The sequence below is a fragment of the Paenibacillus sp. V4I3 genome, from assembly GCF_030817215.1.
GTDB lineage: Bacteria > Bacillota > Bacilli > Paenibacillales > NBRC-103111 > Paenibacillus_E.
In genome coordinates this window covers 761,163-782,981 of the sequence record NZ_JAUSZA010000001.1, presented here as the reverse complement: position 1 = coordinate 782,981, position 21,819 = coordinate 761,163, and the positions used below count along the sequence as shown (strand labels likewise).

Here is a 21,819-nt window from a genome sequence, read left to right as displayed (position 1 = left end):
TCTGCCATGACTGATTTCGTTATAATATGTCTATATGCGTGAAGTCAGGGTAGAGGAGAAGTAAGATGGGGGACACCGACAATGGGCATCAAGGTTATAAAGAGGGGCTCCAGAGGAATGTCGGTAAACAGGGTGCCAAGCTATTAAGAGGTGCTGCTCTCCTTGGGGCTGCCGCTATTCTCTCTAAACTATTGGGAACACTGCAGAAGATTCCGCTGCAAAATGTAGCCGGTGATTCAGCTTTTGGTATTTATAATGCGGTTTATCCGCTCTATATTCTGATTTTGTTTGCGGCTACAGCCGGATTTCCGGTAGCAGTATCCAAGTTCGTAGCCGAACGAGCTATGGATGGTGATCATCAAGGGGCTAAACGAATTGTCCGTGTCTCCACAGCGATATTAATAAGTTCCGGTTTTGTATTATTTGTTTTGTTGTACTTCGGAGCAAGTGAAATTGCCAGCTGGATTGGAATTAGCCAGACAGAAAGGGCGATCCGAAGCGTATCCTTCGCGCTGCTGCTATCCCCGATGCTTGCTGTCCTGCGCGGTTATTTCCAAGGGTATCAGAATATGGTGCCGACGGCTGTTTCACAAGTGATTGAGCAGCTTATAAGAGTGATCACCATGGTCGCGCTGCTGCTCTATATGGTGGCCTTAGCTTATGATGAGGAGTGGATAGCTGCAGGGGCTACGTTTGGCTCCGTGACAGGTGCTGCGGCTGGGCTGATCGTGATGTATGTTTATTGGCGGAAGGCGATGAGACAGGAGCGGGAATGGGATCGGGAGCAGGGAGTGAATGATGGAAGGGTCAAGGAAGGTATTCTGCCGCCGAAGAAATTCTCCTCCTGGGAGTGGGCGAAACGGATTACCGCTTATGCGATTCCTGTTTGTTTGGGTGCTATCGTGGTTCCTTTGCTCACGCTTGTCGATACGTTTACAATGCCGCGTCTTCTTGAGGCTGCGCATGGGAGTGAGGGGGAGGCCATGCGGCAGTTCGGGCTTTATAACCGAGGGCTTCCTCTCGTTCAGCTCGTTGTCATGATCGCTTCCTCTATGTCAGCAGTGCTAGTACCTGCTCTTGCAGAGGCCAAGGCAAGTAGGCAGGACGAACTCATCCGCTTTAGGGCTGAGATGGCGATAAGGCTCTCTTGGCTCATCGGGCTCGGAGCCTCGTTCGGACTTGCTTTTGCAGCAGTGCCGATTAACGTGATGCTATACAAAAGTGATGAGGCCAGCTGGACGATGGCCGTGCTTGCCTTCACGGCCTTATTTAGTACGCTGAACGCTGTCTCGGCCAGCGTTCTCCAGGGCGCCGGCGCGATCCGCACGCCGGTGAAGGCCCTGCTCGTTGCCATCGTGCTGAAAGCACTCGGCAACGTGGTGCTCATGCCCCGCTGGGGCATCGACGGCGCCGCGCTGAGCGCGGTGATCGCCTATGCCGCTGCGGCGGGGCTGAATCTGGTGCAGCTGCGCCGCTGCACCGGGGCGCGCTTCGCGCTGCGGCCGTACGCCGTCAGTCCCGCGCTGGGCGTGGGGCTGATGGGCGGTTGCCTCGCAGCGCTGCAGCTGCTGGCCATGCCCGCTGTGGCGGCATGGCCAGTGCCTGAGCGATTGAGCGCTAGCGCAATCGCTGTAATAAGCGTAGTCGGCGGCGCAGCCGTCTACGCGCTCGCGCTGCTGCGCAGCGGCAGCATAAGCCGCGAGGAGCTGCGGCTTATGCCGGAGCTGGACCGGAAGCTGGCGCCGGTCCTGGCGAAGCTATGGCCGGAGAAGGCATCCTCCGGCCCCCGCGACCGAGGCTAATGGTGCCCTTGTGGTTAATGGCTAATGGTTCCTTTATGATTAATTAGCTGCAAAAACTACAGAAAAATTAACGCCAACTCCTGTATTTCCATCCATTAGCTGCATTTCCTACAGTTAATTTTCATACAAACAGCCGAATCGGCTGATTTCCTCTAAATTAGCTGCACATATTGCAGAAAAACTTGCTGGATATGGGTTGTTTGCTCAGATTACCTGCACTATCTGCAGCAAATGAACTTTTGCATAATCCTTAAAACCCATCCTTACACATAGCAGTTAACCAACAATCAGGAGGTGTTTCCTACATGTCAACGACCAACCCGCAAATAACCGTTCTCGGACTCGGAACGGGAGACGAAGACCAGCTCACACTAGGTGTCTGGAAAAAGCTGCAGCTGGCTGCCAAGGAGCAAGCCGTGCTATACCTGCGAACGAAAGATCATCCGATGGTTCAGATGCTGGATAAGAACCAGATTCCTTACCAAACATTCGACGAGAATTACCTAGCGCACCAAACATTCGAACAAGTGTACGAATCGATCGCAGAGGCGCTCATTCAATCGGCCAAGACGCAATCTTCGGAGGTTATTTATGCAGTGCCAGGCCATCCGATGGTGGCGGAATACACGGTACAGCTTCTGAAACAACGCTGTCCATCCGAGGGCATCTCGCTCCAAATCATCGGCGGGGAGAGCTTTCTGGATCAAGCGTTTCTACGTTTTGGTTTTGACCCGATTGATGGATTTCAATTGCTTGACGCGACCAGCCTGAGCCGTTATACTCTTAATCCGCAGCTTCACACTGTTATTGGACAAGTGTATGATAGCCTTACGGCATCAGATCTTAAGATTAGCCTCATGGATACTTATTCGGATGATTACCGTGTTATCGTTGGTCATTCCTTGGGTGTGGCAGGAGAGGAACAGATTATCGAAGTACCCCTGCATGAGCTCGATCATGTGAAGGGATACGGCAATCTTTCCCTTGTCTGGGTACCGAAGAGTGAAAAGGATGAAGATTATTATCGTACTTTTGGCCGATTGCATGAAATTGTTCAAATCCTGCGCAGCCCGGAAGGATGCCCCTGGGATCGAGAGCAGACGCACGCCAGCCTTCGCAAAAATCTCATCGAAGAAGCGTACGAGGTTCTTGAAACAATTGACGAAGACGATCCGGAGCACATGTGTGAAGAGCTCGGCGATCTGCTTTTACAAGTGATGCTGCATGCACAGATGGAAGAGGAAATTGGCGCGTTCACCGTTTATGATGTCATTGCCGCGTTGAATGAGAAACTCATCCGCCGTCACCCCCATGTATTCGGTGAGAACAAGGCTGAGGATGCAGACGAAGCTCTTGTGAACTGGAATGCCATGAAGGCGGAAGAGAAGCGTAAGAAGGGTATTGATGTCACGAAGCAATCCGTACTGGATGGTGTGCCACGCGAGCTGCCAGGCCTTATGAAGGCGCTAAAGCTGCAGAAGAAGGCAGCGACAGTTGGTTTTGACTGGTCAGAGCTGGAAGATGTCCTGAATAAGGTGGAAGAAGAGTTAACTGAGCTTCGTGAAGCCATCGCTAATCCATCCGAGGTAGGGGCTCAAGATCGGCTCGAGGAGTTGGGCGACGTCCTTTTCTCCATCGTCAATGTCGCTAGATTCCTGAAGGTTGATCCGGAAGAGGCGATCGCGCAGACGAACCGCAAATTCGTCCAAAGATTTTCGTATATCGAAGATCAAATACGTTTAAGAGGGCTTTCTTTTGAACAAACTGAATTATCAGAGATGGAAAATTTATGGCAGGAAGCAAAAAAAGTTGCAAAACTTGATCGGGGATAGAAGGATTTTGCCGAAAAAAGCAGAATACTAAATTTGGTGTAAGGTTGAATATGGAAATATAATATAGGGATCTTTGAACTTTGTTCAAATTCTCTCAGCTTTGCAAAATGGGTACATAGTAGAAGACTAGATCTTCAAACATTTTTGGGAGGTAAAGAAACCACATGAACAAAACAGATTTGATCAACAACATTGCAGAAAAAAGCGGACTTACTAAGAAAGACGTTGAAGTTGTACTTAACGGATTCCTTGGTGAAGTAACCGACGCTCTTTCATCCGGAGATAAAGTTCAATTAATCGGTTTCGGAACTTTCGAAACTCGCAAACGTTCTGGTCGTACAGGCCGTAACCCGCAAACAGGCAACCCAATCGTGATCGCGGAATCCAACGTTCCTGCTTTCAAAGCGGGCAACAAGCTTAAAGACGCTGTAAAATAATGCGTATCGATAAGTTTCTCAAAGTATCTCGTCTCATTAAACGTCGCACCGTGGCGAAGGATGTGTCCGATCAAGGGCGTGTCTGGATTAACGGTAGAGACGCCAAAGCGAGTACACACGTGAAAGTCGGAGATGAGCTCTCTATTCAATTCGGTCAGAAAAAGGTGACGATTCGAGTGGAAGTTCTGTCGGAGTCAACCCGCAAGGAAGACGCTGCTCAGATGTACACGCTGTTGAAGGAAGAAGCTTTTCAATCCGAATAACCCTGCAAGTTGTGAAATAGCCTGAGATTCCTGAATAGGGGTCTTGGGCTATTTTTATATTTGAATGACAGCTGTACATGGTTCTAAAATAGGACATCCTCCCATATCGTAATGATAGATGAAGGAGGGGTACAGGCCATGATTGAACCCGTGAAAAACACGAATAAGCGGCAAGAAATTAAAATGCTGAATCGCAAGCTCTTGGAGATCTCCGGAGTTTTGAACGTAGAAAGCTTTGACAGTGAAGAGTTCCTCCTTGAAACGGAAATGGGCTACTTGATGATTAAAGGACAGAATTTGCACATCAAGAACTTAAGTTTGGAACAAGGTTTGGTCGCCATAGAAGGAATCATTCACGAATTAGCTTATGTGGACGGAAATACCCAGGAGAAATCCAAGGGGTTCCTTGGTAAGTTATTCAAGTGACCCTGAACGTTCAGTTCCATACGATCTTCATGATGTTCCTGAGCGGAATCGCCATAGGTGCGATCTTCGATGTGTTTCGTGTGCTCTCTGGCAAGCTGAGACTGCCGCGATGGACGATTCCGTTCATTGATATGGTTTTTTGGATTGTGGCGACAATCCTCGTGTTCCGTCTGCTCATTTACAGTAATGAAGGACAAGTTCGTGTATTTATTTTTCTGGGGATGGGGATTGGCATTTGTTTTTATTTCGCCTTCCTCAGCACTTGGGTCATCCGGCTTACATTGCTTCTCATCCGAATTACAATTGCTATCTACCGTTTCATTGCTAAAACTGTCGAAATTATCCTGATTAAACCGATTATTGGCTTATATCGTCTAACTGTGATTATTTTAGGCTTTTTACTAGCTGTAGCTATATTCCTTTATAGAATTGTGCTACAATTGCTTTATCCTGTGTGGAGATTACTCCTTTGGATGACTCGGCCTGTGCATAAATATTTTGTTATCCCTGTTTGGTTGAAGAAACTTAAGGGTAATATCATATTAATCTTTCGCAGGTTATTCTCAAAGTAGGAGGCATTCCTATTCATGCATGCTAAAGCAACCGTTCCATCCAAGCGCAGCAACAGTGTAGGCTCGAAACGAAGACTGCGTTTTCTAATGATTTTTGTCCTATGTTTTATGAGCTGGGCTGCTGTGAACATTTGGGGGCAGTTCGCTAAGCTGCAAGAGAAGAGTAGTGTCGTAGCGAATATGGAGCAACAGCTTGTTGAGTCGAAAAAACTCAAAGAGCAAACTACGAAAGAAATCGCTCGACTTCATAATGACGAATATTTGGATCAAATTATTCGTCGAGATTTTCATTATAGTAAAACCGGAGAGACGCCACTGAGTGTCTCAAAGTCGCAATAAAAATCAACAAGAAGAAGAGGCTGTTGCCGTGTTGACCGTGGTTTCTGCATCGGTTATAATCGGCGTAGCCAGTGTTTTCAACATTTTAAGGGAGGAACATTTTACTTTATGGCAATTGAAGTTGGCACCAAGTTAGAGGGTAGAGTGACGGGGATTACTCACTTTGGAGCATTCGTCGAGCTTGCTGAAGGAGTTACCGGTCTTGTTCACATTTCGGAGATCGCGGACAATTATGTGAAAGACGTTAATGACCATTTAAAGCTGGAAGACAAAGTATTGGTCAAAGTGATTAACGTGGACAAGGATGGCAAGATCGGACTGTCGATCAAGCAGACGGTTGACAAGCCAGTTGAGGAAAGACCAGCTCGTCCTGAACGTACAGGTGGCAGCAGCTATCAAGGACGTCCAAGTGGAGATCGTCCAGGAGGCTACCAAGGTGGTCGTCCAAGTAGCGGCGGAGAACGTAGTGGTCCTCCAAGCGGTGGTCCCGGTGGTGGTGGCGGTCGTCCAGGTGGCGGCGGTGGCTTCAATCGAGGCGGTGGTGGTGGTCGCGGCGGCTTTAACAAGCAGCAAGGCGGAGCTAGACCGTTTTCGTTCGAAGATAAAGTATCTCGGTTCCTTAAAGATAGTGAAGAGCGGATTTCGTCTTTGAAAAAGAACACTGAGTCCAAACGCGGTGGCCGAGGCGGAAGAAGAGACTAATAGATGCAATAACGAACTACATTCGCTTAGGCGGGTGTGGTTTTTTTTTGTCCAATCATCAAATAGTTAAAATAACGTAAAGAACAATCGACATGGAATTACGGGTATCTCCCTCATACGCAGGGCGAAAGTTCGAGGCAATCAGACTTTTGGAAACGTTTTCGATATGGTAAAACGAGACTAGGCAAGGGCTGAGGCATGGTGACAAGGCGAACGCGGCTTGTCGGAAATTTCTTTGAATCTATCAACTCATTCTGACAAACTTTCTGCTAGATTGTCTCTATACTAGAGAAACAAATAAGGAATGAATGGATGGTGTTCGAAAACATGCAGAGAAGAAGCTTAGGCACAGTGATTGGTGGCGGTTGGTCGGGATTGTGGCAGAAAGCGAAAACAGGCGCACATAGCGCTGCCGTAGAAAATCGATTCGTACAAGCCTTTGTAGCTAAGAAGTGGTCTTTACTGCTCATCGTGATGGCTTTCTTACTCGGTCGTGCGATGATTTTGGAACAGCTATCTCCGTTTGCGCTTGCGTTCATTGCTGTCATTTATTTTACAAGGAGAGATATTTTACACTGGGTAGGTGTCGCTGCATTTGCGGGAAGCTTATTCTCGCTGAGTTCGAATACGGGTTATCTGGTTACGGAGATCATCGTTTTCTTACTCATCCAAAAAGCTTTGGAGAAATTTGAACGCTCCGATATTTCTTTAGCACCGCTGCTTGTATTCAGCTCGACCTTGCTGGTTCAGCTCTTTGCGGAGCTTGTAGTCTCCAACTTAAGCTGGTATACACTCATGATGGTCTCCGTAGAGGCACTGCTAAGTCTAGTACTGACGCTAATTTTTATTCAAGCGATTCCTGTATTTACGCTTACCCGTAAGAACTATCATTTGAAACATGAGGAAATTATTTGTCTGATTATCTTGTTGGCTTCTGTGATGACAGGAACGGTGAGCTGGGTCGTTGGTCCAATCACCGTAGAACACGTGCTGTCCCGGTATTTAATTCTATTATTTGCGCTGGTGGGAGGAGCGCCTTTCGGAGCTTCGGTAGGTGTCATTACGGGATTAATCCTAAGTCTTGCGAACAGCAATGCGGTTTATCAAATGAGTTTACTGGCTTTCTCGGGTATGTTAGCAGGGCTTCTCAAAGATGGTAATCGATTGGCTGTTGCTTTCGGAATGCTGCTCGGGTCATCGATACTTGCCTTCTATATGGGAACAGGGGTTGATGTGATCAATTCCACATGGGAGTCGCTTGCGGCCGTTGCACTCTTCCTGTTGACGCCGCGGAGTCTGATTCTGACTCTTGCTAAATATGTGCCCGGCACGCAGGAAAATCTGAAATCCCAACAGGACTATGCGAAACGGGTTAGGGATGTTACGGCAGGACGTGTGGAACAGTTTTCTGAAGTGTTCCGCCAGCTGGCGCGCAGCTTTAAGCAGTTGACGACCGATGATGCGGTGAGCCGCAAGGAGGAGGAAGTTGGACATTTCATGAATGCGGTTGCGCAGAAGGCTTGTGATTCCTGCTGGAAGAAGAGCCAGTGCTGGGATCAGAAATTTTATCAAACCTATACGTATATGACCGATATGATGACCCAAATTGAGATGAAGGAGAGTATGACGAAGAAGAATATTCCACCGGAGTGGAGGAAGGTATGTATTCGCACGGATCAAGTGCTGGATGTGATGAAGCAGCAGTATGGCTTGTACAAGAATGATTTGCATTGGAAAAAGCAGATTATGGATAGTCGGCATCTCGTGGCTGATCAGCTTTCGGGCGTGTCCCAAGTCATGGAGGACTTGGCCAAGGAGATTAAACGGGAAGGACAGGAGCTGTTCCTTCAAGAAGAGCAAATTCGTAATGCCCTGGAGGAGCTGGGCCTATCCATCCATACCATCGATATCATTTCCTTGGATGAAGGAAATATCGAGATTGAGATCATTCATCAATACACGAAGGGCTTCGATGAATGTCGGAAAATCATTGCGCCGCTCTTGAGCGAAATTATCGGCGAGAACGTCGCCGTCATGCGTGAAGAGATGCATGCGCGCGGCGAGGGCTACAGCACGGTCGTATTCGGCTCCGCCAAGGAATACGAGGTTGAGACCGGGGTCGCCGGCGCAGCCAAAGGGGGCGACCTCTTCTCGGGCGACAGCTTCTCCACGGTGGAGCTGGGCAATGGCAAGTATGCCGTGGCGCTTAGCGACGGCATGGGTAACGGCGAGCGAGCGCGTGCGGAGAGCCAAACGGCTCTGAGCATCCTGCAGCAGCTGCTGCAGTCAGGGATGGACGAGAAGCTGGCGATCAAGTCGCTGAACTCGGTATTGATGCTGCGCTCTTCGGATGAGATGTACGCGACTGTAGATATGGCCTTGATCGATATGTACAGCGCAAACACAACGTTCATGAAGATTGGCTCAACCCCTAGCTTCATTAAGCGCGGAACGGAAGTGATTTCGATATCGGCTAATAATCTGCCGGTCGGTATCCTGAGCGAGATTGATGTTGATCTGGTCTCGATTCCGCTCCAATCGGGTGATATCCTTGTCATGATGACAGATGGGATCTACGATGCACCGGGACATGCGGTAAACAAAGAGATGTGGATGAAGCGGATGATTCAGGAAATTGATACGACGATGCCGCAGGATTTTGCGGACTGTTTATTAGAAAGGATTTTCCGCCACCATCATGGCGAAATTCAAGATGATATGACCGTCGTTGTGGCAAGAGTTGAGAAGAGGCAGCCCGAGTGGGCCACATTCCGCTGGCCAGGAATTACGCGAATGGAGCGTCCCAAGACGGTTAGTTGATGGAGAATATTAAAGTTTGATTGAAGCTGTGACAGCTCATTTGCTGTTATAGCTTTTTTCTATCATTTCCTCCAATTTCCATTATGATGAAGGTGGGGTTGCTAACATGAAAAAAATGTCACGAAGCCGCTTAAATACGTGTTCCGAAAAGCCGATATAACTATAAGGTTCCAAACCGCCGGAGCCGGACATTCCGATTGATACTGATAATGATGTGCCTTTAGGGGGAATTCCGCCTATCACTAAACCAGAGACCCTCCCGAAGACAGGGGAATCCAGCCATCTGTACGTGGAAATCGCAGGTATCACCTTAATCCTACTAGGGTCTTATCCTAAGAAGGAGATTCACTCGGTAAATCTTCAATCTTAAGACAGTCCGCCACTACCATTGGGCAGGGCTGTCTTTTTTTTGCACAGTTAGCCCGTGATTAGACTCTCTCATAAATGGAAAAACTAGGAGAAGAACTACTAGAGAGCTAATCTTTTCTTGGGCCAGGGAGGCAGATATCATGATGAAGCAGATTCTTTTAATTACAGATGGATGTTCCAATGTTGGGGTAAGTCCGGTAATAGCAGCAGCACAAGCACATACCGAAGGTGTTACCGTGAATGTCATCGGTGTGATAGACCATGGGGAGCTAGGGGTGCTAGGCTCTGAGGAGATTCAAGAAATTGCTGCGGCAGGCGGTGGGATGAGCCGAATCGTGAATTCAGGCCAACTTTCCCAGACGGTTCAGATGATGACGCGCAAAACGGTCACTACAACGATTCAGCATGCAGTAGGCAAGGAGTTGCAAAGTATTCTAGGATTTAATCAATTGGAACAATTACCACCAGAGAAGCGTGCTGAAGTGGTTCAAGTGATCGATACCATGAGTGAAACTACCTCACTCCGCGTTGCACTTTTAATAGATGCTAGTGCTAGTATGAAGCCTAAGCATGCAGCGGTGCGTGAAGCGATTCATGATCTTTTGCTTAGTCTTAGAGCCCGTAGCGGCAAGAGTGAGCTAGCAGTTTTCCACTTTCCGTCAACCAAAACAAGGGATCAGGAATTAGAAATGGATCTCAGTTGGACGAATCAACTTGCAAATTTAGACAAGATGTTCTATAAAATAAACATGAAGGGTACAACTCCGACAGGTCCGGCGTTACTGCAAACTTTGCAGTTCATAACGGAGAAGCCTATCTTATCAAAGACCGAGGATGGGATGCTGAGTGACTACGTGGTATGAAGACGCCTTCCGTCCAGGGTCAGAAATCCAAGGGAAATGGAACGGCCGGATGTATGTGGTCGAACGTTTATTAGGTGCTGGTTCCAACGGTGTAGTGGCTCTCGTACGAAAAGGAACAGCTAGATTTGCGCTTAAGGCAGGTCATGAAACGGTTGATCATCAATCGGAGATTAATTCCTTGCTTGCTATTTCGCTGACAGAAACCTCGTTCAAGAACTTTTTAATAGATGCTGATGATATGACAATAAATGGAAAAGAAGTTTCTTTCTATGTCATGCGATATATTGAGGGAATGACGATTTCTCATTTTATACATAAACGTGGTCAGGATTGGATCTATGTGATTGGTTCTAACATGCTTCGAAAGTTAACGGAAGTTCATAAGAGCGGCTATGTTTTCGGTGATCTGAAGATCGAGAATATGATCGTTTCCAATTATGGCGATGTGGATCTCATTGATTTTGGGGGTGTGACTCCTAAAGGCAGAGCGATTAAACAGTTAACCGAAGTGTATGACCGTGGCTTTTGGAATATGGGGGAGCGGGTTGCGGAAGAAAGCTATGATCTATTTTCATTTGCCATTTTACTATTAAAATCGCTCGATCAGCGTAAACGCTTCGCTGGTTTATCCAAAATGCTGCCTCAAAACCGAGATTTAGATCAACTAACAGCCATTATGCGTGAAAATGCAGTTGCCGCCCATATCGCGCCATTTCTTCATAAAGCTTTAAATAGTGAGTTTAATTCTTCGCAAGAAGCCTATCAGTACTGGAGAACGTTGGTCTCAGGTAAGAAGATTACGCAGTCAACACTCCAAATGCCATGGCTGAAAATATGCTTCGCCGCTTCTATTTTTATTTTTGGGGCAACGCTCTATATGTACTGGTAGCAGGACGGAAAGTGTAGGAATAGAAAGGAATACCCGATGGAAATCGATCTTGTTGCCCAGGTGGAACAGCGAATAAATGAAGAAAAGCTCGTCGATCCAGGAGATGTGGTGGTCGTTGCGGTTTCAGGAGGACCTGATTCCGTGGCGCTGCTTCATGTCCTTTTTTCCCTTGCTGAGCGTTATAGCTGGCAACTCGTTGTTGCGCATGTGAATCATCAATTCCGTGGCGCGGAATCAGATGCGGAAGCCTATTTCGTAGGAAAGCTTGCAGATGACCTAGGGCTTCCATGTGAAATCGGCGTCATTGATGTGCCCGCCTATATAGAGGAAACGTCACTGAATGGACAAGCCGCGGCACGTGAGAAGCGCTACGAATTTCTACATCAGATCGCAGCGATATATAGCGCTAAGCGTATTGCCTTCGCTCATCATGCGGATGATCAAGCCGAAACCGTCATGATGAGGATTCTGAGAGGGACAGGCCCTTCAGGCCTGGTTGGCATGCCGGAACGCAGGCGTGAAAAAAAAGTGGAACTGATTCGTCCGTTTTTACGTATATACAAAACAGATATTGTGAATTATTGTGCTCAGCATGAAATGGCGTATTGTAAGGATAGCAGCAATGAGCTGCGGAAGTATTTTCGCAATCAGATTCGGCTTGATGTGCTGCCGATGCTGAAGCAGTATAATGAACAACTTCCGGAGTCACTGAATCGATTGACGGATTTGATGCGAGCTGAGGATGATTATTTGGCCAAAGAAGCCGAAAAGGTTTTTCGCCGAATAACTACTTTCCAGCAAGCCTGCTGCCGCATAGAAAGACGTGATTTCACTGAGCTGCACGTTGCTTTACAAAGGCGTTTGATTAAATTAATATTAAACTGTCTTTGTTTGGAAAGAGATCGGTTGGATTTTACACGGATTGAAAGTATGCGTGAGTTGATTTTACAGGATCAAGTTTCTAATCAAGTCCTTCAGGTGGATGAACAGGTTTATATTGTGAGAGAATATGAATCTATTCAATTTCAGACCTTCGCTCCTTCTCCAAAGCCTTATTCTTATGAGGTTGGATTAGATACAAGCGAGCTGAGCCTGCCGGAAGTGGAAGCCAAACTGATCTGCTCATGGGTGCCGGTTAGTTCGAAGGAGACAGCTGCGTATTTCTCATCTGCAACGGACGTGTTTTTGGATCTGGATCAACTTAACTTGCCGCTTGTTGTAAGGAGTCGCAAGTCAGGAGATCGGTTTGAGCCGCATGGTTTAAATGGATCCAAAAAAGTAAAGGATATGTTCATTGATGCCAAAATGCCGCTAAGCCGGCGTGATGTCATTCCACTGCTGGTCGATGCTTCCGGGCAAATTCTCTGGATTGCTGGCTTTCGTAGGTCCAAGCACGCTCTGGTTGGACCAGATACAGTACGTGTACTTCATATGAAGCTAGTGCTGAAGTAATATGCGTAAATTTCGTTCTTCTAGAATGTAAATTTATAAGGATTCATAATATAAACTGGGGGGTTCATCCTTGTACAGCGACATTCAAGAAGTTCTTTACAGTGAAGAACAGATTCAAGACAAGATTAAAGAATTAGGGGAGAAACTCTCCATCGATTACGAAGGTAAGAACCCATTGGTTATCTGTGTGCTTAAGGGAGCTTTCATTTTCATGGCTGATCTTGTAAAGCAAATCAGAGTACCATTGGAACTTGATTTCATGGCTGTATCCAGCTATGGTCAATCCACGAAATCTTCTGGTGTAGTCAAGATTATCAAAGATCTTGATGTTCCCGTAGAAGGACGTCATATTCTTATCGTGGAGGACATTATCGATAGTGGTTTAACGCTGAGTTATCTGATAGATGTGCTAGAGCGACGCAATGCTAAGACGATTTCGGTCGTTGCGCTGTTTAATAAACCGGCACGCAGAACTGTGGACCTCGAACCTGAATATGCAGGTTATGTGCTTCCAGATGAGTTCGTAGTCGGATATGGTCTGGATTATGCAGAGAAATATCGCAACCTTCCATTTATCGGCATATTGAAACCAGAGATCTACAGTAGCTAATATCATTTCCCGCAGACTCATCAGCGCTGTTATGTTGTAGTGCTTTACCGGGATGTGGTAAAATAATAAACGTGTGCCGTTTGAGAGGAGGCTCGGGATGAATCGAATTATCCGGAATACCGGCTTTTATTTACTTATATTTTTGGTTACTGTAGGTATCGTCCATTTCATTAGTACCCAAAACGAGCAAAAGGAGTTAATTACTTACGATAAATTCCGCCAAGCGGTGGTTAACAAAAATGTGGAGTCCGTGACCTTAAAGTTTGATGGATACACATATTTGATTAAAGGTAAGTACATTAACCCACCAAGTGGTGCTGATAAGAAGAGCTTCGAAACCCATGCTCCGTTCGAGCCTATGGTCGTCCAGCTGATTGAAGCGAATGGCGTTCCATCCGAAACGTACGAGACTATGGAACGGGATAGCGTTTGGATTAGTTTCCTAACTTCCATCATCCCATTCGTCATTATCTTCATCTTGTTTTTCTTCCTGTTAAATCAGGCTCAAGGTGGCGGCGGCAAAGTGATGAACTTCGGCAAAAGCCGTGCCCGCTTATATAATGAGGAGAAAAAACGTGTCACATTTGAAGACGTGGCAGGAGCTGACGAAGAGAAGCAAGAATTGATCGAGGTTGTCGAATTCCTCAAAGATCCACGGAAATTCGCAGCTGTTGGTGCTAGAATTCCTAAAGGTGTTCTGCTCAATGGTCCTCCAGGAACCGGTAAAACCCTTCTTGCACGAGCTGTCGCTGGTGAAGCAGGCGTACCCTTCTTCAGTATTTCTGGTTCTGACTTCGTTGAGATGTTCGTCGGTGTCGGTGCTTCCCGTGTTCGTGACTTGTTCGAGAATGCGAAGAAGAACTCACCTTGTATCATTTTTATCGATGAGATCGATGCTGTAGGTCGTCAACGTGGCGCTGGCTTAGGCGGCGGACATGACGAGCGTGAACAAACACTTAATCAATTGCTGGTAGAAATGGACGGCTTTGGCGCGAACGAAGGTATCATTATCGTTGCAGCGACTAACCGCCCAGATATCCTTGACCCAGCCTTACTGCGTCCAGGTCGTTTTGACCGTCAAATCACGGTAGATCGTCCTGACATCAAAGGCCGCGAAGCTGTACTGAAAGTACATGCTCGCAACAAACCACTTGCCAAAGACGTGAAGCTGGACGCCTTATCTCGCTACACAACTGGATTCACAGGTGCAGATCTTGAGAATCTATTGAACGAATCAGCTTTGATTGCTGCTCGTCGTAACCGTAAAGACATTTCGATGGCTGAGATCGAGGAAGCTTTTGACCGTATTATTGTAGGTACGCAGAAGAAAAGCCGGATTATCAGTGAGTCTGAGAAGCGCATTGTTGCTTATCATGAAGCCGGACACGCGATCATTGGTTATTATGCAGAGAATGCCGATATGGTGCACAAAGTCACGATCGTTCCGCGTGGACGCGCTGGCGGTTATGTCATGATGCTGCCCAAAGAAGGCGAAGATCGCATGATGCAGACGAAGAACGAATTGCTGGATAAAGTAACAGGACTCCTGGGAGGTCGTGTTTCCGAAGAACTATTTATCGGAGAAATTGGCACTGGGGCTTATAGTGACTTCCAGAAAGCAACCGGGATTGTTCGTCGCATGATCATGGAATACGGAATGAGCGATAAGCTTGGACCGATGCAGTTCGGTAGCTCGCAAGGCCAAGTATTCTTAGGCCGCGATATCGGACATGAGCAAAACTATAGTGATGCGATTGCTTATGAGATTGATCAAGAGATGCAAAGCTTTATTCGCACTTGTTACGAACGTGCTCGTGCGATGCTTACAGAGCATGCGGATCAGATTCATCTCGTAGCCAAAACGCTGCTTGAGAAAGAAACACTCGATAAAGACGAAATCATCGAGCTTCTAGAGAAAGGCAAATTGAATGCAAGCGCGGATGACGAAGAGGTCAAAGTGAACATTCAAGGACAAAGCCAATCTAGCGAAAGCAACAAATTAGAGTTAAACAAAGATAAAGATTCCAATTCGGATCATTCCGAAGAGTAACAAGCAATAGCAACTCGTAAATCCGGTGTACACGTCAGGTGTACCCGGATTTTCTGGTTTTTTCGGTATATTTGCGCATTGACAGGGGATGTGAGAATGTGTAAATTAGTTGTAAATCTCTAATTTTATTACGATTAGAACATACTACTGTTAATCCTATTTTTAGATAGACAAGAAGTACATTATACATCCCAGACAGGGGAGGAAGCACATGGAAGCTCTAGCATTAGAACGCAAAGCGGAGCAGAACCGCGAACTCAAAGAACGGTTGCTGCAGCTTAAGAAAGAACGGAATGCTATTATTCTTGCTCATTATTATCAACGTGACGAAGTTCAAGAGGTTGCCGATTTCCGGGGGGATTCCTTTCTGCTTGCTCAGAAGGCAGCGCAAACCGATGCAGATGTAATTGTATTCTGTGGCGTACATTTCATGGGGGAAAGTGCTAAGATTCTTGCTCCTAACAAAACAGTCATTATTCCTGACGAACGTGCAGGCTGCCCGATGGCGGATATGGTGAATGTAGAAGGTTTACGTGCTCTGAAACGCCAGCATCCTAATGCCAAAGTGGTTGCTTACATTAACACATCTGCGGATGTGAAATCAGAAACAGATATTTGCTGTACATCGGCAAATGCCATCAACGTCATCAATTCCGTCGATTCAGATGAGATCATCTGGGTGCCGGATAAAAATTTGGGTGACTATGTATCAAAATTCACAAGCAAAAAAGTGATCATCTGGGAAGGCTATTGCAATACACATGATATGCTGACCGTTAAAGATGTGGAAGAAATGAGAGCCCAATATCCGAATGCTCAGTTCGTTGTTCATCCGGAATGTCGTCCAGAAGTAGTCAAACTGGGAGATTTCGTTGGTAGTACGACAGCGATTATCAAATATTGCAAAGAGTCCGATTGCAAAGAGTTTATCGTTGGAACAGAAGATGGAACTGGATACCAGCTTCGTCTGGACAGTCCAGATAAACAGTTCCATTTTGCAACCAAATACTTGGTATGCCCGAATATGAAAGTAAACAATTTGAAGAAAATTGTGAAATGTCTTGAAACGATGCAACCAGAGATTTACGTGCCAGAAGATGTAGCCGATAAAGCAAGATTGTCCTTAGAGCGCATGTTACAAGTAAAGTAGCATGCGCTACTCTCTTGTTTAATAGGTTGGGTACTCTCGCGAAGCATGCCAATATTCGATTAATCCATCGGATATCGGTTGCTTTGCGAGCTATTAATGGTGAAGAACAGGTGAAACGCATGATTCCTAGATACCTCGTAGATGTAGATTTAGATTCCATTCCTCATGTACATACAGATGTTATTGTGATTGGCGCGGGCATTGCAGGTTTATTCACAGCTCTACGCGCTAGTGAAAATAAGAAAGTGCTGATGATTACGAAGAAATCGCTCCTCGACAGTAACACACGCTATGCGCAAGGCGGAATTGCTGCTGTTATATCCGACGAGGATTCACCGGAATATCATATGCAGGATACACTGATCGCAGGTGCTGGTCTATGTTCGCCGGAGGCAGTTGACGTTCTCGTTCATGAAGGTCCCAACGGCGTTCAGGATCTCATTCGGATGGGTACCCAGTTCGATCTTGAGAACGGGGAGTTTGCTCTGACTAAAGAGGGAGCACACAGTCAGCGTCGCATTTTGCATGCGCATGGCGACGCCACTGGTGCTGAAATTGTACGAGCTCTATCGGAACGCACGAAGCAAGATCCGAACATTGAGATCTGGGACGATCACTTCGTGATCGACCTGATCACGCAAGATGGCGAGTGCTATGGTGCACTCGTACAGAAGCCTGGCGGCCAGCGGGTATTCGTCCGCGGCAATGCCACGATCCTTTGCTCCGGTGGGGCCGGGCAGCTGTTCCGCTACACCACAAACCCTGACATCGCCACAGGCGATGGGATTGCTATTGCTCATCGCGCAGGTGCGCAAATTCAGGACGTGGAATTTATTCAATTCCACCCTACAGCGCTTTGCTACCCTGGTGCTCCGCGCTTCCTGATCTCGGAAGCGGTGCGCGGCGAGGGGGCTTATCTCCGCAATATCAAGGGGGAGCGCTTCATGGAGCTTTATCATCCCCAGCTTGAGCTAGCGCCTAGGGATGTCGTGGCCCGTGCCATTGTCGACGAGATGGAGAATTGCAAATCGACCTTCGTCTATATCGACATAACGCATGAATCCGAAGAGTTAATTAAACATCGATTCCCAACGATATATGAATATTGTCTTAACTATGGTCTAGATATGAGCACCGACTGGATTCCGGTTGCTCCCGCAGCTCATTATATGATGGGCGGCGTCAAGACTGATCTTCACGGAGAAACGATCGTCCGCCGTCTTTTTGCTTGTGGGGAAGTGTCTTCTACAGGTGTACATGGCGCTAATCGATTAGCCAGTAACTCCTTATCTGAAGCTATTGTGTTCGGCAGAAGAATCATTGAACGGATTCAAGAGCTTCCTCCTTTGCAAGGTAATATTCAAATACGTGCTGAATCGGAAGCGCCAAGAACGGAAATCCCGAATCAAGCTGTTGTCGAGAAAAAGCTTAAGCTGCAGAAGGTTATGCTGCGTTACGCGGGACTGAAACGTTCAGCCAAAGGCTTGCAAAAAGGGTATGATGAATTGGCAAGACAACTCTCCATCTTCGGTTCTTTGATGACGAAACGTGAAGATTATGAGTTTGCGAATTTACTTAATTGTGCACTTCTAACGACAACAGCGGCCCTAGCGCGGGAGGAAAGTCGTGGCGGTCATTACCGGGAAGATTTCCCTGAACGGGATGATCAAGCATGGAAGAAGCATATTGTTTTTAAGCGCGGGGAAGATAGCATTGAGGAGTGGATTTAACATGCTCGATTTAAATATGGAACTCATTCGTAAACATATTCGGCTTTGGCTGGAAGAGGATATTGGAACCGGCGATGTCACGACTCTGACAACGATCCCTTTGGAACATGCGTCCAAAGGGATTATCCACGTCAAAGAAGACGGAATAGTCTGTGGACTCAGAATCGCCCAAGAAGTTTTTGCAGTAGTCGATGCTTCTCTTCGTTTTGAAACAAAAGTAGTTGAAGGATCGTCTGTTTATAAAGGGACCATACTAGCTGAAGTGGAAGGCAATACGCGCAGTATTCTGCTAGGTGAACGATTAAGTCTTAATTTGATGCAGCGATTATCAGGAATTGCGACCAAGACTCGTGAGTTTGTCGATGCTTTAGAAGGCGTGCCGACTAGACTTGTCGATACACGGAAGACGACTCCGGGACACAGACTGCTTGAAAAGTATGCTGTACGAGTGGGTGGCGGTCATAATCACCGATTCGGACTCTACGATGCTGTGATGATTAAAGATAATCATATTAAAGGCTCAGGCGGCATCACACAAGCTATACAAGCGGCTCGACAGCAGATCCCCCACACGATGAAGATTGAGGTGGAGGTCGAGAATTTTGACCAATTACACGAAGCATTAGCGGCTGGTGCGGATATCATCATGCTCGATAATATGATTCCTGCGAAGATGAAAGAAGCAGTTTCCATAATTAAAAGTAAAGCGCCGCATATTGTAGTAGAGGGCTCAGGTTCTGTGACACCTCAGACCATTAAAGCGATGGCTGAAACGGGCGTCGATGTGATCTCCGTTGGGCGCTTGACGTATTCAGTTGCAGCGCTGGATATCTCATTAGATCTGAATGAGCGGAAGGAGACGGCGCTATGATTCTTGTTATCGATGTTGGGAATACGAATATTGTACTCGGCCTCTATCAAGAGCGAACGCTCCTTCATCACTGGCGGGTTAGTACGAACCGTTCAGCGACAGTCGATGAGTATGGGATGCAGCTGCATAGCCTTTTTCAACACTCGGGCATCTCATTTGCGCAGGTGGAAGGTGTCATTGTCTCTTCCGTTGTTCCTCCGCTTATGAATGTAATGGAAAACCTTTGCTTACACTATTTGAAAAGGACGCCATTCATCGTTGGTCCTGGCATTAAGACAGGACTGAACGTGCGTGTAGACAATCCCAAAGAGGTCGGCGCTGATCGTATAGTAAATGCTGTCGCGGCTCTTGAACTGTACGGGGCACCTTGTATCATTGTTGATTTCGGGACGGCCACCACATACGACTACATCGATCCTTCCCAGCAGCTTGTTGGCTGCGCGATTGCACCGGGAATCGGTATCTCAACGGAAGCGTTATATCAAAAGGCGGCGAAGCTGCCGCGCATCGAGCTGGTCAAACCGAAGAGCGTCGTCGGTCGTAATACCGTAGCGGCAATGCAGGCAGGGATTATTTTCGGCTATGTAGGCCAAGTTGATGGGATTGTCGAGCGTGTCATTCAAGAATTTAATGTCAATCCAACAGTTATTGCTACAGGTGGCCTTGCGGAGCTGATATCCAGTGAATCTCGTACCATTCAGATCGTCAATCCACTGCTGACCCTGCAAGGTCTACAAATGATTTATGAGAAAAATGCATAAGCTGTTTAAGGAAAGGATTTAACATGGGCGATTATTTAATTCGAGGAACGGCGCTAGAGGGAAAAGTTCGCGCTTTTGCCGTGGAAACGACTGTCCTCACAGAAGAACTTAGCCGAAGACACCAAACAACACCAACGGCCACGGCCGCATTAGGAAGAACGGCAGCTGCAAGTCTTCTTATTGCAGCCATGCTCAAAGGTGAAGAGCATCTCATTGTTCAAGTTAAAGGCGATGGACCCATCGGTCAAATTGTGGTCGATGCTAATGCGAAGGGTGAGGTGCGCGGTTATGTTGATAATCCGTTGGTTGATCCTCCCCTTAAGGAGAATGGCAAGCTAGATGTAGCTGCTGCAGTGGGAACTGATGGATTTCTGTACATAACGAAAGATTTAGGTATGAAAGAGCCTTATAAAGGCAGCGTTCCTCTCGTTTCAGGAGAATTGGCTGAAGATTTCACGTATTATTTTGCGAAGTCTGAACAAACGCCTTCAGCTGTTGCATTAGGGGTATTGGTCAATACAGATCACTCCATTCTTGCCTCAGGCGGATTCGTTATTCAACTGCTCCCAGGATTAACAAATGATGAAATTGGGGACATTGAAGAGATGCTCTCTCGTATTCCATCCTTCACAAGTATGCTCGGTGGTGGTTTGAATCTAGAAGAAATCCTCCAAACGGTACTACCATCTTTCCAGAAGCTTGATCAGATGGATGTCATGTTCCGCTGTAAATGCAGTCGTGAAAGAGTTGAAACTACGCTTATTTCCTTAGGGAAGACAGAGCTGCAAGAAATTCTTGAAGATGAAGGGTTTGCTGAAGTCGTTTGTCATTTCTGCAATGAAGCTTATCGCTTTAACGAAGATGATTTGAAGCGGATGATTGAACTATAGAGCAAGCAGCATTATAGATGTAAAGAGGGAGTCAGGATGCAGAACGTGAAGCGATTGTGGGGAGTCATTATCGTGATGGCTGTAGGTAATCTCGTGCTCGCATCCTTGCTGGTCACCCATACCATAAACCAATCAGAACCAAGTCAACCACCAGAACCTGAGAAGCAGGGTGAGCAGAAGAATGATCGGGTAGTCGCCAAAGTTGGAAATCGTGATATGACCATTCTGGAGCTTCAAACAGCTCTTGAACGTCATTATGGGGCAGAACTGCTGGGTCAAATGTTGGATCGTGAAGTGATACGTCTGGAAGGAAACGAGACAGGGACTTCGATTGGAAGCGCGGAGATTAACCGTGAGTTGAAACGGATGCAGCAAGGTTACGAGAGTGAACAACAATTTTATGCATCCATGCAAAATCAGTTAGGGTTGTCAGAGCAAGAAATCAAGGAAGATGTAACCAATAAGTTGTTACTCGAGAAGCTCGCAACCAAACATATTCAGATAACGGATGCTCAGGTAGAAGACTATATGAAGACGCATGCCGATGAATTCAAGCAAGATACCGAATATAATATCCTTCAAATTATCGTGTCAACCAAAGATCAAGCAAATAAAGTCATTGCGGAGCTGGCAAAAGGAGAGAGTTTTGCGACCCTTGCCAGAGATCGTTCCCTGGATGATGCAACCAATAACACCGGCGGTGATTTGGGTTGGATTGAAGGAGACGATCCCTTTGTTGCTGCTCCCGTTCTTGAGGCGGCGAAACTCTTAAAGGTTGGAGAAGTGAGTAAGCCAGTCCCTCTGCCACAGGGATTCGCGGTTGTGAAGCTGAAAAATCGGCGAGAGAAAGTAAATCCAGATCTTGCTTTCGTTCGAGAAAATGTGCGGAGAGAGCTAGCGCTTCGGGAAGCGCCGCCTCTCAAGGATTATGTTCAGCAGCTTCGAGGGAAATGGAAAGTTAGCATTCTTGACCCTCAATTGCGTTGACATT

The 21,819-nt window shown here is 46.8% G+C and carries 21 protein-coding genes; all 21 read left to right on the top strand.

The annotated features are described in order from the left end of the window. The first annotated feature begins 65 nt into the window (after nt 1-65). Entirely contained in the window at nt 66-1,802 is a 1,737-nt protein-coding gene (locus QFZ77_RS03770) for a putative polysaccharide biosynthesis protein (RefSeq protein WP_307436302.1), read from the top strand. A 305-nt stretch (nt 1,803-2,107) separates the two neighbouring features. Then, entirely contained in the window at nt 2,108-3,634 is a 1,527-nt protein-coding gene (gene yabN / locus QFZ77_RS03765) for a bifunctional methyltransferase/pyrophosphohydrolase YabN (RefSeq protein WP_307436299.1), read from the top strand. A 164-nt stretch (nt 3,635-3,798) separates the two neighbouring features. Further along, entirely contained in the window at nt 3,799-4,071 is a 273-nt protein-coding gene (locus tag QFZ77_RS03760; protein ID WP_029197991.1) for an HU family DNA-binding protein, read from the top strand. Then, nucleotides 4,071-4,334 carry an RNA-binding S4 domain-containing protein gene (locus QFZ77_RS03755; RefSeq protein ID WP_029197990.1) on the top strand — a complete coding sequence of 88 codons (264 nt, stop codon included), beginning with the start codon at nt 4,071-4,073 and terminating at the stop codon, nt 4,332-4,334. The genes QFZ77_RS03760 and QFZ77_RS03755 overlap by 1 nt, the downstream gene beginning before the upstream one ends. A 138-nt stretch (nt 4,335-4,472) precedes the next feature. Then, the gene (yabP, locus tag QFZ77_RS03750; protein ID WP_029197777.1) at nt 4,473-4,760 is read left to right on the top strand and encodes a sporulation protein YabP; all 288 of its coding nucleotides are present in this window, start codon (nt 4,473-4,475) and stop codon (nt 4,758-4,760) included. Further along, nucleotides 4,757-5,332 carry a spore cortex biosynthesis protein YabQ gene (yabQ, locus tag QFZ77_RS03745; protein WP_307436290.1) on the top strand — a complete coding sequence of 192 codons (576 nt, stop codon included), beginning with the start codon at nt 4,757-4,759 and terminating at the stop codon, nt 5,330-5,332. Before yabP ends, yabQ begins: the two co-directional genes overlap by 4 nt. Nucleotides 5,333-5,347: 15 nt before the next feature. Then, nucleotides 5,348-5,671, top strand: coding sequence for an FtsB family cell division protein (locus QFZ77_RS03740; RefSeq protein ID WP_171649120.1), 324 nt, complete (start codon nt 5,348-5,350; stop codon nt 5,669-5,671). 108 nt (nt 5,672-5,779) lie between these two features. Then, on the top strand, nt 5,780-6,373 hold the full coding sequence (locus tag QFZ77_RS03735; protein ID WP_307436289.1) for a S1 domain-containing RNA-binding protein: 594 nt from the start codon (nt 5,780-5,782) through the stop codon (nt 6,371-6,373). A 327-nt stretch (nt 6,374-6,700) separates the two neighbouring features. Further along, on the top strand, nt 6,701-9,193 hold the full coding sequence (gene spoIIE / locus QFZ77_RS03730; RefSeq protein ID WP_307436286.1) for a stage II sporulation protein E: 2,493 nt from the start codon (nt 6,701-6,703) through the stop codon (nt 9,191-9,193). 214 nt (nt 9,194-9,407) lie between these two features. Next, nucleotides 9,408-9,563 carry an LPXTG cell wall anchor domain-containing protein gene (locus tag QFZ77_RS37710; RefSeq protein WP_373462560.1) on the top strand — a complete coding sequence of 52 codons (156 nt, stop codon included), beginning with the start codon at nt 9,408-9,410 and terminating at the stop codon, nt 9,561-9,563. 142 nt (nt 9,564-9,705) lie between these two features. Continuing rightward, on the top strand, nt 9,706-10,425 hold the full coding sequence (locus QFZ77_RS03725; RefSeq protein ID WP_307449230.1) for a vWA domain-containing protein: 720 nt from the start codon (nt 9,706-9,708) through the stop codon (nt 10,423-10,425). Beyond that, a complete protein-coding gene (locus QFZ77_RS03720) occupies nt 10,409-11,314 on the top strand; it encodes a protein kinase domain-containing protein (RefSeq protein ID WP_307436283.1) in 906 nt (301 codons plus the stop codon). The genes QFZ77_RS03725 and QFZ77_RS03720 overlap by 17 nt, the downstream gene beginning before the upstream one ends. Nucleotides 11,315-11,350: 36 nt before the next feature. Then, nucleotides 11,351-12,766: a tRNA lysidine(34) synthetase TilS gene (gene tilS, locus QFZ77_RS03715; RefSeq protein ID WP_307436280.1), complete on the top strand. Its 1,416-nt coding sequence runs from the start codon at nt 11,351-11,353 to the stop codon at nt 12,764-12,766. A 70-nt stretch (nt 12,767-12,836) separates the two neighbouring features. Then, nucleotides 12,837-13,376 carry a hypoxanthine phosphoribosyltransferase gene (gene hpt / locus QFZ77_RS03710; protein ID WP_307436277.1) on the top strand — a complete coding sequence of 180 codons (540 nt, stop codon included), beginning with the start codon at nt 12,837-12,839 and terminating at the stop codon, nt 13,374-13,376. Between the two features lie 97 nt (nt 13,377-13,473). Beyond that, a complete protein-coding gene (gene ftsH, locus QFZ77_RS03705; RefSeq protein ID WP_307436275.1) occupies nt 13,474-15,426 on the top strand; it encodes an ATP-dependent zinc metalloprotease FtsH in 1,953 nt (650 codons plus the stop codon). 211 nt (nt 15,427-15,637) lie between these two features. Continuing rightward, nucleotides 15,638-16,576, top strand: coding sequence for a quinolinate synthase NadA (gene nadA, locus QFZ77_RS03700; protein WP_047682971.1), 939 nt, complete (start codon nt 15,638-15,640; stop codon nt 16,574-16,576). A gap of 119 nt (nt 16,577-16,695) precedes the next feature. Continuing rightward, on the top strand, nt 16,696-18,306 hold the full coding sequence (gene nadB / locus QFZ77_RS03695) for an L-aspartate oxidase (RefSeq protein WP_307449228.1): 1,611 nt from the start codon (nt 16,696-16,698) through the stop codon (nt 18,304-18,306). Between the two features lies 1 nt (nt 18,307). After that, on the top strand, nt 18,308-19,177 hold the full coding sequence (nadC, locus tag QFZ77_RS03690; RefSeq protein WP_047682967.1) for a carboxylating nicotinate-nucleotide diphosphorylase: 870 nt from the start codon (nt 18,308-18,310) through the stop codon (nt 19,175-19,177). After that, the gene (locus QFZ77_RS03685) at nt 19,174-19,938 is read left to right on the top strand and encodes a type III pantothenate kinase (protein ID WP_029197793.1); all 765 of its coding nucleotides are present in this window, start codon (nt 19,174-19,176) and stop codon (nt 19,936-19,938) included. Before nadC ends, QFZ77_RS03685 begins: the two co-directional genes overlap by 4 nt. 23 nt (nt 19,939-19,961) lie before the next feature. Continuing rightward, nucleotides 19,962-20,828, top strand: a complete 867-nt coding sequence (gene hslO, locus QFZ77_RS03680; RefSeq protein ID WP_307436262.1) for an Hsp33 family molecular chaperone HslO — start codon at nt 19,962-19,964, stop codon at nt 20,826-20,828. A 36-nt stretch (nt 20,829-20,864) separates the two neighbouring features. After that, nucleotides 20,865-21,815 carry a peptidyl-prolyl cis-trans isomerase gene (locus QFZ77_RS03675; RefSeq protein WP_307436259.1) on the top strand — a complete coding sequence of 317 codons (951 nt, stop codon included), beginning with the start codon at nt 20,865-20,867 and terminating at the stop codon, nt 21,813-21,815. Nucleotides 21,816-21,819 lie beyond the last annotated feature (4 nt).